The 12,059-nt window shown below is 64.7% G+C and carries 13 protein-coding genes and 3 pseudogenes; 7 read left to right on the forward strand and 9 right to left on the reverse strand.

Annotation, left to right across the window (positions count from 1 at the left end; all coding sequences use genetic code 11):
• Positions 1 to 295 (reverse strand): alcohol dehydrogenase catalytic domain-containing protein (locus WEA77_RS13945; protein ID WP_368068487.1); only part of this gene is annotated, 295 nt, incomplete at its 3' end.
• Between the two features lie 97 nt (positions 296 to 392).
• On the opposite strand from WEA77_RS13945, the gene WEA77_RS13950 reads away from it, so the two are divergent.
• The 4 genes and pseudogenes from WEA77_RS13950 to WEA77_RS13965 all read left to right on the forward strand — a co-directional run bounded on the left by WEA77_RS13950 (position 393) and on the right by WEA77_RS13965 (position 3,052).
• Positions 393 to 1,265 (forward strand): isoaspartyl peptidase/L-asparaginase family protein, encoded by an 873-nt coding sequence (locus WEA77_RS13950; RefSeq protein WP_368068488.1) that lies wholly within the window; start codon positions 393 to 395, stop codon positions 1,263 to 1,265.
• Positions 1,262 to 1,582 carry a hypothetical protein gene (locus tag WEA77_RS13955; RefSeq protein WP_368068489.1) on the forward strand — a complete coding sequence of 107 codons (321 nt, stop codon included), beginning with the start codon at positions 1,262 to 1,264 and terminating at the stop codon, positions 1,580 to 1,582. Before WEA77_RS13950 ends, WEA77_RS13955 begins: the two co-directional genes overlap by 4 nt.
• A 1-nt stretch (position 1,583) precedes the next feature.
• Positions 1,584 to 2,111 carry an RNA methyltransferase gene (locus WEA77_RS13960; protein WP_368068490.1) on the forward strand — a complete coding sequence of 176 codons (528 nt, stop codon included), beginning with the start codon at positions 1,584 to 1,586 and terminating at the stop codon, positions 2,109 to 2,111.
• Positions 2,112 to 2,458: 347 nt separating this feature from the next.
• Positions 2,459 to 3,052, forward strand: a pseudogene (locus tag WEA77_RS13965) (sulfotransferase domain-containing protein).
• Positions 3,053 to 3,070: 18 nt separating this feature from the next.
• On the opposite strand, the gene WEA77_RS13970 reads toward WEA77_RS13965, so the two are convergent.
• Positions 3,071 to 3,745 carry a ChrR family anti-sigma-E factor gene (locus WEA77_RS13970; RefSeq protein ID WP_368068491.1) on the reverse strand — a complete coding sequence of 225 codons (675 nt, stop codon included), beginning with the start codon at positions 3,743 to 3,745 and terminating at the stop codon, positions 3,071 to 3,073.
• An 87-nt stretch (positions 3,746 to 3,832) separates the two neighbouring features.
• Positions 3,833 to 4,354 carry a sigma-70 family RNA polymerase sigma factor gene (locus WEA77_RS13975; RefSeq protein WP_368068492.1) on the reverse strand — a complete coding sequence of 174 codons (522 nt, stop codon included), beginning with the start codon at positions 4,352 to 4,354 and terminating at the stop codon, positions 3,833 to 3,835.
• A gap of 230 nt (positions 4,355 to 4,584) precedes the next feature.
• Here WEA77_RS13975 and WEA77_RS13980 point away from each other — a divergent pair, with 230 nt between their 5' ends.
• A complete protein-coding gene (locus WEA77_RS13980) occupies positions 4,585 to 5,106 on the forward strand; it encodes an invasion associated locus B family protein (protein WP_368068493.1) in 522 nt (173 codons plus the stop codon).
• 5 nt (positions 5,107 to 5,111) lie between these two features.
• On the opposite strand, the gene WEA77_RS13985 is transcribed toward WEA77_RS13980, so the two are convergent.
• Together WEA77_RS13985 and WEA77_RS13990 are read right to left on the reverse strand one after the other, a co-directional pair.
• A complete protein-coding gene (locus tag WEA77_RS13985) occupies positions 5,112 to 5,744 on the reverse strand; it encodes a 1-acyl-sn-glycerol-3-phosphate acyltransferase (RefSeq protein ID WP_368068494.1) in 633 nt (210 codons plus the stop codon).
• 158 nt (positions 5,745 to 5,902) lie between these two features.
• A complete protein-coding gene (locus tag WEA77_RS13990; RefSeq protein ID WP_368068495.1) occupies positions 5,903 to 6,541 on the reverse strand; it encodes an OmpA family protein in 639 nt (212 codons plus the stop codon).
• 199 nt (positions 6,542 to 6,740) lie between these two features.
• Between WEA77_RS13990 and rlmN the strand changes: the two genes are divergently transcribed.
• Positions 6,741 to 7,904 (forward strand): 23S rRNA (adenine(2503)-C(2))-methyltransferase RlmN, encoded by a 1,164-nt coding sequence (rlmN, locus tag WEA77_RS13995; protein WP_368068496.1) that lies wholly within the window; start codon positions 6,741 to 6,743, stop codon positions 7,902 to 7,904.
• An 84-nt stretch (positions 7,905 to 7,988) separates the two neighbouring features.
• Here the strand turns inward: rlmN and WEA77_RS14000 are convergent.
• From WEA77_RS14000 to WEA77_RS14015, 4 genes and pseudogenes are all read right to left on the reverse strand, one after another.
• Positions 7,989 to 8,549: pseudogene (locus tag WEA77_RS14000) on the reverse strand (type 1 glutamine amidotransferase domain-containing protein).
• A gap of 241 nt (positions 8,550 to 8,790) precedes the next feature.
• Positions 8,791 to 8,970 carry a hypothetical protein gene (locus WEA77_RS14005; RefSeq protein WP_291045613.1) on the reverse strand — a complete coding sequence of 60 codons (180 nt, stop codon included), beginning with the start codon at positions 8,968 to 8,970 and terminating at the stop codon, positions 8,791 to 8,793.
• A 2-nt stretch (positions 8,971 to 8,972) separates the two neighbouring features.
• Positions 8,973 to 9,197: a hypothetical protein gene (locus WEA77_RS14010; protein WP_368068497.1), complete on the reverse strand. Its 225-nt coding sequence runs from the start codon at positions 9,195 to 9,197 to the stop codon at positions 8,973 to 8,975.
• 219 nt (positions 9,198 to 9,416) lie between these two features.
• A complete protein-coding gene (locus WEA77_RS14015; RefSeq protein WP_368068498.1) occupies positions 9,417 to 11,654 on the reverse strand; it encodes a spermidine synthase in 2,238 nt (745 codons plus the stop codon).
• Between the two features lie 154 nt (positions 11,655 to 11,808).
• On the opposite strand from WEA77_RS14015, the pseudogene WEA77_RS14020 reads away from it, so the two are divergent.
• Positions 11,809 to 12,059: pseudogene (locus tag WEA77_RS14020) on the forward strand (hypothetical protein); the annotation flags it as partial.

The following is a 12,059-nucleotide window of genomic DNA, read 5'->3' on the forward strand; positions in this document are numbered from 1 at the left end:
CGGCATACTCCGCCATGCCGCCAGTGCCCACGGATGCCAGCACCCGGTCGCCCGGTTTCACATGGCTGACACCCTCGCCCAGCGCCGATACGAGCCCGGCTACCTCGCCGCCCGGCGCAAATGGGCGCGCGGGTTTGAACTGGTACATGTCCTGCAGCATAAGCGCGTCGGGGAAGTTAACGCCGCAGGCCTTCACCTCGATAAGTACCTGGCCCTTGCCAGGCACCGGCACGGCCACATCCTCGAGAACGAGGCCCTCTGGCCCCCCAACGCTTTTCGACAGCACGGCTTTCATGCGCCACTCCCTTCACGGCTTGTTGTTTCGGCCTCTGGACGGTAGCCATGCGGCACGCCCCCGCCAAGCCTGACGCGGGGGGAAAGAGGCAAAAGAGATGGCGAAAATCTGGTCCCTTGCCCTGCATGGCGGCGCCGGGCCGATCTTCGGGCGCGACTATGCCCCGGAAGAGGCCCACATCCGCGGCCTGCTAGCTGACGGCGCCGTGCGCCTCGCTGCCGGCGAGGCGGCGCTGGATGTGGTCGAGGCCGTAGTGATGGAGCTGGAAGCCTCCGGCCTCTATGTCGCCGGCCGGGGCGCGAGCCCGAACACTGCCGGCCAGTGGGAACTCGACGCCGCCATCATGGACGGACGCACCCGCCGCGCCGGCGCGGTCGGCGCGCTGCAGGGCTTCGAGAGCCCAATCCAGGCTGCCCGGGCCGTGATGGAGCGCACACCCAACGTGCTACTGGTCGGCGGAGGCGCCGCAAATCTCGCCGCAGAGACCGGGCTCTCCCGCGTGACAGATCCCAGAAGCTATTACGGCGCAGTCGAGGAGGACACCGTTCAAGAAAACGCTCCTGCGATGGGCACCGTCGGCGCGGTTGCGCTCGACATCTACGGCGACCTCGCCGCCGCCACCTCGACCGGCGGCGTCCTCTCGAAAACCCCCGGCCGCATTGGCGACACGCCGATCATTGGCGCCGGCACATGGGCCGACGAGCGCTGCGCCGTCAGCTGCACCGGCCTCGGCGAATACTTCATCCGCGCCAACGCCGCGGCCGATGTCTCAGCCCGCATCCGCTATGGCAACCAGCCCCTCGAGGCCGCTGTCCACGGCGCCCTGGACGATGTGAAACGCCTCGGCGGCAATGGCGGCATGATTGCGGTCGCTGCCAATGGCGACCTCGCCTGGGGCTTCAACTCCTCCGGCCTCAAACGCGGCCTCGCCGACTGGCGCGGCCGGTTCGAAGTGGCGACCTTCCTGTGATCATAGTCTTCTGGGTTCTCGCGGCGATCCTCGGTTTTGCCATTCTGCTCGCCGGGCAGATGCGCATGCTGCTCTCTATCGTGCTGCGCCGGGCGCTGGCGGCCAGGTTCGGCGGCAAACATACCGATGCCGCCTACCGCACCGCCATCTATGATACCGGCCGCATCCCCCCGGACAGTCCTTGCACGCTTTATCTGTCTACGGAATATCCAAAACCGGTCGCCCATCTCGTGCTTGCCCGCCGCGTCGCCCTCATCGCGCCGGGCCTCCTGCTCGTCCTTGTCCTTGGGGCGCGCTACGGCCTCGGAATAATCTGACATGCGCGGGTTTTTTGCGATTGGCGCCGAGCGCATTTCCAAGCCGATGAATCTCGGCGCCCTGATGCGTACCGGCCATGCCTTCGGCGCCAGCTTCGTCTTCTCGATCAAGGCGGCCAAGAACATCAAGGAAGGACACTGGGCCGACACCTCCAAGAGCGAGGACCAGATCCCCTTCTACCAATGGGACTCGGTCGACGAGATGCAGCTGCCGCGCAGCTGCCAGCTTGTCGGCATCGAGCTGACCGACGACGCGGTGATGCTCCCCTCCTTCCGGCATCCTCCGCAGGCGGCCTATATCCTCGGGCCGGAGAAGGGAAACCTCTCGCCCGCCATCCTCGCGCGCTGCGCGCATGTTGTGAAAATACCGACCAAATTCTGCATCAATGTCAGCCTGGCCGGCGCCATGGTCATGTATGATCGCCACCTCTCTATGGGCGGCCATGCCCCCCGCCCGATCATGCCGGGCGGCCCGGACGCCCCCAGCCGGACCCAGGTTCCAGGTCCGGACCGCAAGCCCGGCAGCTGACGCCGCACTGCGCGCGTGGCAGGCCTGCTGCTGCGCAGCCGGGGAGGACGCAGCATGCCGGCACAGATCGATTGGCCCGTGAAGACCCGGGAAGTGCGCAGGCATAACTTCGATGCGGCGATCTGGAACGATCTCGCCTTGATGCGGTGGTGAGATCATCATCTCCACCTATGCAAAGTCCGCCACCAGCTGGGCCCAGCAGGTGATCGCCCAGATGATGTTCGGCGGTGATCCGGATCTCGCAGTTGCCGAGATGTCGCCCCGGCTCGATCTGCGCGTCCCCCCGAAAGAGGTAAAAAAGGCCGGAAGTCGAGGCGCAGACCCACCGCCGTTTCCTGAAGACCCACCTGCCCTTCGACGCGCTCGTCTTCTCGCCCCGCGCCAGATGCATCTACATTGGCCGCGGCGGCCGCGACCTACTCTGGAGCCTCCACAACCACCAGTGCCGAGCCAACGCACTCTGGTATCAAGCCCTCAACGGCACCCCGGGGCGTGTCGGCCCGCCGATTGGTCCGTGAGCGGAGGACATTTGCGCATACTGGCAAACCTGGATGGCGCAGGACGGCCACCCCTTCTGGCCGTTATGGGAAAACATCCGCTCCTGGTGGGCGGTCCGCAATCTGCCGAATATGCACATGGTCCACTTCGCGGACCTGAAGCGCGACATGCCGGGTGAAATGCGCCGCATGGCTGCCGTCCTCGGCATCCCCATCGACGAGACGCGCCAGGACCGCGTCGTCGAGTATTGCCAGTTTGACTGGATGAAGGCGAACACCAAGAAGTCCGTTCCCCTCGGCGCCGTCATGTCGGACGCCGGCGCGGGCGCCTTCATCCACAAGTCCGCTTGCGGCCGCTGGACCGGCAAACTGACAGCGGAAGATCGGATGCCTATAGATCGCGCGCAGTCGCAGTATCTGGAGACGATCGCGCAGGCTGGGTGAGAAGGCCAGCTGGCCTGATCAGCGTGCGCCTAGCATTCGCTGCAGCATGCCCAGCATGCCGGTGAAGTGAAGGCCGCCATCGCGCACCGCGAGCGCGTAGCAGATCTCGCCCTCGTCGCTGACCGGCTGGTGGAAATCCTTCGGGCCCTTGATCAGCACATCTCCGGGCCCGTAGGAGCCAGACTCGTCGGAAAAACCGCCGGCCACGACCAGCGTGTACTCGTTTCCGGCATGCGAGTGGCGCGGGATACGGGCGCCTGGCGAAATCCGGTAAAGCTCGGTTTCCATCCGAGCACTGGTGTCCAGCTTCAGGCGTTTCAGACCGCGGCCCATCGCCTGCCAGCTGCCCCGGCCGGTCGCCTCCAGCGCCGCTGTGCGCAGCGGCTCGGGCAGCGCAAGCACTTCGTCCATCGCCTCCCCGGCTGCGCGGCCGGCGCGCACCGAAGCGGCCTCGCTGGCATCCAGTTCGTCAATGGCCGCCAGCGCCCGGTCGAGCGCGCCATGGCTGAGCTCGGCGGCGGGCGCGGTTTCGAGCAGGCTGCCGGAGATCATCTCACTGAACGCAACCGATTCGCGGACCTCCGGGCGCAGCACACTCTGCGTCTCCACCATCAGGGTGAACGCCGGGTCGAGACAGCCGGCCGCATAGGCCGCGTAGAGTTCACTGAACGTGTTAGGGGGCGAAACAGTCATGGCGTAATTTGATCCGGTCGTTTCCCGCTACATTGTCCGGAAGACGCCAAGGTCAAGGACGCAGAGCCGCAGAATGAAGAAAGAGGGTTAAGTTGTCCCTTCCAGCTCCCCGCGAAGGCGCAGGAAAGCGAGGCGGATGCGGGATTTCACGGTGCCGAGCGGCAGGTTGAACGCCCGGGCGATCTCGGAATGCGAGAGACCGTCATAGAAAGCCGCCTGCAGCAGCAGGAGCTGGTCGGCCGGCAATTTGACCAGGCCCGAGCGCACCAGGCCCTCCATCTGTCCGCGCGCCATCACATCGTCCGGCTGCTCGATCTCGGGCGGGCGCAGCATCGGGTCGTCCTCGGACAGTTCCGGACGTCGCTGTCGCCGCTGCACGTCGATGCGGCGGTTGCGGGCGATCCGGAACATCCACGTCGACACCGAGGCCTGCTTGCGGTCATACAAGCCCGCCTTCTGCCAGACGGTGATCAGCACATCCTGCGCGAGTTCTTCAGCCTCGCTGTCACTCGCGCCGAGGCGCAGCATGTAGCTCTTGATCCGGGGTGCAAAGAACTGGAAAAGTTCGGCGAAGGCAGCCTTCGACCGCGCCGACGCAATCTGCGCCATGCACTCGGCATGCCGCTCCCTCATTTCAGGGTCCGCTGTTTTGACTGTCTTGTCAAACACGCGCCGAGCCTTTCCAGTTTTCAAGTGCTCACTTTCTGTCTTATCCCTAAGCAAAGCAACCATGGCTCTTAGGTTTTCCTGTTTGCACACGCTATAAGTGTCTGGTGTAATCGCGCGGCAAACTGCTTGCCGAGAGGATCGGATCCGGAGCCGACAATGGGAATAGTATTTTGAACACGCAACGCAAAACACTTTGCCGCCGCCTCAATCTCGCAATCGTGATCGCGCCGCTCCTGCTGGCCGCGCCCGCCGCCGCCGAACCCACGGCCGTTGGCCGGTTCAAGGACTGGGCGGTGTTCACCGAAACCGTCGAGGGCGATCTCATCTGCTATGCGGCCACCGAGGCGGAAACCACGACCCCCACCAGGGTCAATCACGGCGCCGTCTGGTATTATGTGACCAGCTGGAAGTCCGGCAAGGCCAAGGCCCAGCCTTCAATCAAGGTGGGCTATGACATCAAGGACGGCTCCAGCCCGAAGGCCAAGGTCGGGCGCTCCTCATGGACACTTTTCCCGGCCGCCCGCGAAGCTTTCGCGGAGGATGCCGACGATCCGGCCATCGTCGAGGCGCTGCGCAAGGGCGCAAACCTCGTCGTCGAGGCAACATCCGCCCGCGGCACCAAGGTGTCCTACAAGTTCTCGCTGAGCGGTTCGGCCACGGCCATCGACAAGGCGGCAGAAGCCTGCCGCTGATCCTGCTACCAGTCGGGCTTAACAAAGCGTTCGGGATACTTGCCCTCCGCTTCGGCATAATAGGCGAGTACGGCTTTCATGTCGGCGGCGGCATCGGCAGTCGTGTCCATGGGCCCTTCCAGCCGCACCACCCGCGTGCGGTAGTCCAGCACCGCCATCAGCAGCGGCACCCCGGCGGAGCGCGCGATGTGATAGAAGCCCGTCTTCCAGTTCGGATTGGCCTCGCGCGTGCCTTCCGGCGCAACCGCCAGGTGCATCGTCTCGCGCGCAGAAAAGGCCTTGCGCATCTGCTCGACCACGTCCTGCGACGTTGACCGCTCCACCGGCACGCAGCCCGACCGCTTCACCAGCCAGCCGAGCGGTCCGCGCACCAGCGCCGCCTTGCCCATCCAGTTCAGTTTCACCCGGTACCACCCCGCCACCGCCACCATCGTCAGCCCATCCCAGTTGGACGTGTGCGGGGCGGCCACGATCACCGACTTCGGCACATGCACCGGCCAGTCCGAGCCTATCCGCCAGCCGATGGCACGCAGGTAGAGCCAGGACAGGCCCCGGATGAATTCCGAGAAGACGCCGCTATAGGGCGCGCTGCGCGCGAAGGGGCCGCTGGCCCGTCTGGCGTGTCCGGTAGTTCTCATGGCGCCACGATCCGTGCTTTGCACCGGAACACCATATACCGGTGCGCGAATTCCCGCTGAAAGTTCAACGAACGCAGCGTCAGGGGCGAAATGCAAAACGGGCGGCAACCCGAAGATTGCCGCCCGCCTTGTTCAGTCCGGGAGGACCGGTGCGCAGATTACTGCGAGACCGGCGTCAGGATGATTTCAACGCGGCGGTTCTGGACGCGGCCGCCTTCGGTCGAGTTGTCAGCCACCGGATAGTCGATGCCCATGCCGGTTGCGGTCATGCGTACCGGCTGGACGCCCTGGTTGACCAGGTAGCCGCGCACGGCGTCGGCGCGCTGTTGCGAGAGGCGCTGGTTGAAGCCGCGGTCGCCTTCCGACGAGGCGTGGCCGCGGATGTCGACAGCCGTCGAGGGATATTCGACGAGGGTCGAGGCCACGCTGTTGAGTGCCTGGTAGAAGTTCGGCTGGATCGTAGCGCTCGACTGGGCGAACGTGACGCCCGACGGCATGGTCAGCGCAAGCTGGTCGCCCTGACGCTCGACTTCGATGCCGGTGCCGGCGGTCTGCTGACGCAGCTTCTCTTCCTGCTTGTCCATATAGACGCCGACCGAGGCGCCAGCGATGGCGCCGACAGCTGCGCCGATGGCAGCGTTACGCTTGTCGTCTCCGCCGGCCATCATGCCGGCGCCAGCGCCGAGGATCGCGCCTGCGGCCGTCGTGGTCATCACCCGCTGGCTGGGGCTGGTCTGGCAGGCTTGGAGGAAAAGCGGCAGCGCGAGGGCGGCGACCAGGATAGCGGACTTCTTCATGAGGAGACTTCCTTGTTATGATTTGAAGGGCCGCTCTTTGCGGCAACCCATATAAATATACGCCAACAGACGGGGGGTTCCCGCAATACGGTGAAATACAGTGACAAAAAGAAAGCGTAATCAACCATCTGCACCCTTACATTCCGTCCATGTACGGAGCGGTTTTCCTTAACCGACCCCCCATGCTATAGGCCCGCCGATGCCAACCACCCTCGACCTTTCCCGGCGCCCCGCGCCCCAGCCCGGCCCCAGAACGCTGGCAGGCCTGTCGATTCCGGCTCTGAAGGCCGAAATGGAAAGCCTCGGGCTCGATCCCAAACAGGCCGGCATGCGCGCCCGGCAATTGCGCCGCTGGGTTCACCATTTCGGTGCACGTGAATTTTCGGTCATGTCCGACATCGCGAAGGACCTTCGCGCTGTGCTGGCAGACAAGTATGTGCTCGACCGCCCGGAAATCGCCGATCACCAAGTCTCGAAGGACGGCACCCGGAAATGGCTCACTCGCTTTGGCCCCGGCATTGAGGGCGAAAGCGTCTATATACCGGATGTCGGCAAAGCCGGAGCGCTCTGCGTCTCGTCGCAGGTCGGCTGCACCCTGAACTGTACCTTCTGCCATACCGGCACGCAGGCCCTCGTCCGCAACCTGACAGCCGCTGAAATCGTCCAGCAGGTGCTGATCACCCGCGACGCGCTGGAGGAATGGCCGAGCGCCGAAGAAGGCCGCCTGCTCACCAACATCGTTTTCATGGGCATGGGCGAGCCGCTCTACAATCTCGACAATGTCGCCGAAGCGATCGACACGATCTCGGACGGCGACGGCATCGCCATTGGCCGCCGCCGCATTACCGTCTCCACCGCCGGTGTCGCCCCGAAGATCCCCGAACTCGGCCAACGCACCAATGCGATGCTGGCCATCTCGTTGCACGCCGCGAATGACGATCTGCGCAACGAACTCGTGCCGATCAACCGCAAGTACAATCTCGCCGAACTGTTCGATGCCATCGCCGCCTATCCCGGCCTAGGCAATTCGCGCCGCGTGACGTTTGAGTATGTGATGCTCAAAGGCGTCAACGACACCGTGGCCGAAGCCCACAATCTCGTCCGCCTGCTGAAGGGTGTTCCGGCGAAGATCAATCTGATCCCGTTCAATCCATGGCCCGGCAGCCCTTACGAATGCTCAAGCTGGGAAACGATCGAAGCCTTCGCGGAAATCCTGAACCGCTCCGGCTATGCCTCCCCCATCCGCACGCCGCGCGGCCGCGACATCCTCGCCGCCTGCGGCCAGCTACGCTCCGAAAGCGTCAAGAAGTCCGCCGCCGAGAAGCGGCGCGAGGCGCTAGCGGGCGGCGAAGCGGGGGCTTAAGGCGGAAACCTCCGACCGAGCTTGCACCCTGGCTTAAAGCAACGCCCTTGCCTGACTCATTCACAAATCCGGTCTCAGTGCGTTTCAGGCGGCGCTGTGAGCATGTCGGCTATTGGTCACCTGCTCGATGATCTTGCGCGAGAACGCCTCGAGGTCGTCCGGATTCCTCGACGTGATCACGCAGTTATCGACGACGACCGCGTTGTCTTCCCACTTGCCGCCCGCGTTCACGACATCAGCCTTGATCGACTTGTAGCTGGTCAAGGACAGATCGCGGACAATGCCCGCTTCGATCAGCAGCCACGGGGCATGGCAGATCGCGGCGAGCGGCTTTTTGGCCTCGAAGAAGGATTTTAACAAGCGAACCGCCTCCGGAAGCGTTCCGAGAATGTCCGGATTCATCTGGCCGCCGGGCAACACGAGCGCGTCATAGTCTTCGTGTCCGGCATCCTTCAGAAGCACGTCGACAGTCACCCTGTCACCCCAGTTGCCATCTTTCCAGCCTTTGATCTATCCGGCCTCCGGCGACACGACATGCACCGCCGCACCGGCCGCTTCGAGCGCCCGCTTAGGCTTGAACAATTCCGACTGCTCGAACCCATTGGTCGATAGAATGGCTATTCTGGCGGACTTGATATCGGTCATGCTGCGCTCCTGGTTTTGTTTCCACAAGAACAGCTGACCGGGTGAAAGGTTCCGCAGCGCAACACTCGCGGCGTAGCGATTTCTGTAAACCCGCTTGAGAACGATCCGCCTAAGGACAATATACCGAATGGCTGATCGTGCGGTTACGGGCGCGCTGCATACAGAGCCGGTCGGAGGGCCTTTTCGCGGTGACGGGCACGGGACCGCCCAGGGCTTGGCCACTCATCGCAGCGCCCGCCGCCTACCGCATCTTCGAAATCTTCAGCTTGTCGATCTTCGCGCGCGCCTGGATCGATTCCTCGCTGCGGGTCATCGCCTTGCTGATGGCTTTCAGGCTCATGCCCTTGGTTGCCAAGAGGTGCAGCTTCTGCACCTCGTCGGTCGTCCAGGCCTGGCGGTGGCGTTCAAAATTCTCGGCCATCGTCATGTCCCCCGGAACGCCGAGCGCGTGCCCGACTGGTCGGACAGCGCCTTCTCCAGTTCCATCCCCGCCGGCGTGATATTGCCGTCCGCATCCAGCCAGCCGCGCTCCACCGCGTAGGCCAGCACCTCTGCGGGATCACTGCGCCCGGACACCATAACAGTTAACTGCAGAAGCGAATCACGCCCCTCGCGGTCGGAGTCTGGGGCGTCTTTGGACTTCGACATGTCGGATCCTTGGGAGGCTGCCCTCAGGCAGGCGGGCTGGGATTTAGGATAAGGCGGACCGCCCCGCGACGCAATCACCGCACACCGCCCGCCGCTGCGGCAAATCACGCTGCTTCACAGCCTCGTGCAGGCCGCAAGGTTGCGGCTGGCGCCCCGCATGGACTAACCTGCGCCGGATGTTACTGCGCGCCGCCCTCCTCTTCCGGCTGCAGCCGAAGACTAGTCCAGGTCATTCACCAGCCGGTCCCAGATTGCGCCTGGGATGTTGGAATAGTCATCGCTCCAGGCACGCCCTCCGTCGGACGCCAGCACCTGCCAGCCCCGCGTGCCCTCAAGCCGTGCCAGCGCCGCCTCGTTGTGCGCCAGCGCCACGACGACGCTCGCCCGCGTCACGTACTTGTTCGCATCCGCCCCGACCGGCGGTATGTAGAACTGCAAGCGCGCCGGCATGCCCAGCTCGCCGGCAATCCGGCTGACCACCGTGGCCAGCGCCATGTAGCGGTTGGACACATGCAGCAGCACGATGCCATCATCCTTGCTGACGCGCGACAGGTAGAGCGCCACCGCCTCACGGGTCAGGAGATGGGCGGGCACCGAGTCCGAGGAGAAGGCATCGATCAGCAAGAGATTGAACGCGCCGACCGGCTCATCCACCAGCGTCAGGCGGCCGTCGCCGAGCACGATGGCGGCGTGCGGCGTGCACTCCGACAGATAGGTGAAGCTCTCCGGATCAGAGGCGAGCCGGGCGACGATCGGATCGATCTCGAAGAAGGTATAATGCTGGCCCGGCTTGGCATAGCAGGCCACCGAGCCGACACCGAGGCCGACAACCGCCACGCGGCCCGGTGCCGTATGCGCGCCGAACACCTCGCCCATCGGCGTTTCCGGCGAATAGTAGGTAGACGGACGAAGCGCATTGGCACCGAGGGCCTGCGCGCCGTGCAGCGTGGTGCCATGTACCATCACCCGGTAGCCGTCCTGCTCCTGGACCTTGACCACCCCGAAGAAGCCCCGCTCGGCATTGGCGCCTGCCATCGGGCTGGAGGCAGCACCGACCACCCAAAGGCAAGCCGCTGCCGCAGCGCTCGCAAGGCGCGACTGGCGCACCAGGTAGACAATGACCATCGCCGTGATGAGAAGCGTGAAGAAGCTGAAATTCTCGTATGCCATCAGCGGCGGCACGCTGCGCACGGCCAGTGCGGCCAGTCCAGCAAACACGGCAACCCCCGCCAGAGCCCACAGCTTGCGCGGCCCGGTCCAGTAAGCTTGCGGCATCAGCAGCAGCACCGCGATCAGCATCAGCGGATACTCGACCACGGTCGTGAAGATCAACGGCACAAGGAGGGCATTGAAAGCGCCGCCGAGAACACCGCCAAGCGACATGAGCAGATAGAATTCCGTAAGCCGTCCGGTCGCTGGCCGGTCAGCTGCGAGCAGGCCGTGGCAGGCAATCGCGGCCATGAACAACGCGCCGAGGTGCACGAAGAAACTGAGCAGCGTCGGCACGCCGGAGGACTTCGACAGCGTGAACAGCGCGACGCCCACCAGCAGCGGCATGATCATGGCAGCCTGCGCGGTGCTGATCGGCGGTCGCTTGGCGAACACTACGATAAAGCTCGCGATATAAAGCATAAGCGGCGGCGCCCAGAGGAAAGGCGCGCTCGCCACATCGGTGGCGATATGCGTCGTCACACCGACGAGGAGGCTCGACGGCACGAAGGCCAGCGTCACCCACCAGAGGCGCTGGCGCCAGCGTCCGGCAACCGGCGCCGGATCGGCCGCCGCCATCTGCACCGCCGCGCCGGTATTCAGCCGCATTACGACCACGCCGCACCCGACCAGCATCAGCGCCAGCAAACCGTAGCCCAGCGACCAGGCGCCGGTCTGCATGGCCAGCGGCGCCAGCGGCTCCAGCAGCAGCGGATAGGCGGCGAGGCCGAGCAGCGAGCCGGCATTACTGGCGGCATAGAGATGGTAGGGATCGTGCGCGTCCGCACGCCCCGTGCGGGCATACCAGGACTGGATCAGCGGCGCGGTCGCCGAAATGATCGCAAATGGCGGCGCGATCGAGATGGCAAACACGCCGATCAGCCAGGCCGCCGGGCGGGAGGGATCTGGCGCGCCGAGCATACCCGTCAGCTCGAACGGCAGCACCAGCGCCGCCGCCATCAGCAGGGCGCCATGCACGGTGACCTGCGTGCGCACGCTTTTGACCAGATGGCTCAAAAGGTGCGCATAGGCATAGCCCGCCAGCAGCGCCGCCTGGAAACAGACAAGCGAGACGTTCCAGACATTCGGCGAGCCCCCCAGCAGCGGCGTCGCCATCCGGGCAAACATCGGCTGCACCAGGAAAACCAGTGCCGCCGACAGGAACACGGTCGCCACAAATGGCCAGGCCCCCAGGCCAGCCGCTGAATAACGGCGCGCAGACAGGTCATCGCTGGCAATATGTGTCATGTTCAGGGCTCCCGCCTAGGCTGAAGTCTACACAGGGTGCGTAAACAAGCGCTTTCCGTGCGCCGCGCCCGGACGGATGCACCCATCCTTGCTTCACAGCCTCGTGCAGGCGCCGAGGTTGCGGGTTCCAGCCCGCATGACTAACCTGTAAATCATGTTGCTGCGCGCCGCCCTCCTCGCCCTTTGCAGCCTCGCCCTCGCGGCCTGCACTGGCAAGACCGAAGGCCCCTGCGAAACCGTCACCTTCGAATCAGCGCCCTATCTCGTTTGCAGCTTCGACGCAGAGACCGACGACATCCGCCTCTTCCTGCGCGACGAGGCCGGCGCCCCCTTCGGCCAGTTCGACCGGTTGGCGAATCACGTCGCCGCGCAGGGCGGCAGCCTGATCTTCGCGATGAATGCCGG

This window comes from Hyphomonas sp. (assembly GCF_040882205.1).
Lineage (GTDB): Bacteria > Pseudomonadota > Alphaproteobacteria > Caulobacterales > Hyphomonadaceae > Hyphomonas.

Bases quoted from the DNA above. Each gene is read 5' to 3' on its own strand.
- rlmN (WP_368068496.1), top strand. From the start codon at position 6,741: ATGCCAACCACCCTCGACCTTTCCCGGCGCCCCGCGCCCCAGCCCGGC.
- WEA77_RS14015 (WP_368068498.1), bottom strand. From the start codon at position 11,654: ATGACACATATTGCCAGCGATGACCTGTCTGCGCGCCGTTATTCAGCG.
- WEA77_RS14010 (WP_368068497.1), bottom strand. From the start codon at position 9,197: ATGTCGAAGTCCAAAGACGCCCCAGACTCCGACCGCGAGGGGCGTGAT.
- WEA77_RS13960 (WP_368068490.1), top strand. From the start codon at position 1,584: ATGCGCGGGTTTTTTGCGATTGGCGCCGAGCGCATTTCCAAGCCGATG.
- WEA77_RS13975 (WP_368068492.1), bottom strand. From the start codon at position 4,354: ATGGCGCAGATTGCGTCGGCGCGGTCGAAGGCTGCCTTCGCCGAACTT.
- WEA77_RS13950 (WP_368068488.1), top strand. From the start codon at position 393: ATGGCGAAAATCTGGTCCCTTGCCCTGCATGGCGGCGCCGGGCCGATC.
- WEA77_RS13970 (WP_368068491.1), bottom strand. From the start codon at position 3,745: ATGACTGTTTCGCCCCCTAACACGTTCAGTGAACTCTACGCGGCCTAT.
- WEA77_RS13985 (WP_368068494.1), bottom strand. From the start codon at position 5,744: ATGAGAACTACCGGACACGCCAGACGGGCCAGCGGCCCCTTCGCGCGC.
- WEA77_RS14005 (WP_291045613.1), bottom strand. From the start codon at position 8,970: ATGGCCGAGAATTTTGAACGCCACCGCCAGGCCTGGACGACCGACGAG.
- WEA77_RS13990 (WP_368068495.1), bottom strand. From the start codon at position 6,541: ATGAAGAAGTCCGCTATCCTGGTCGCCGCCCTCGCGCTGCCGCTTTTC.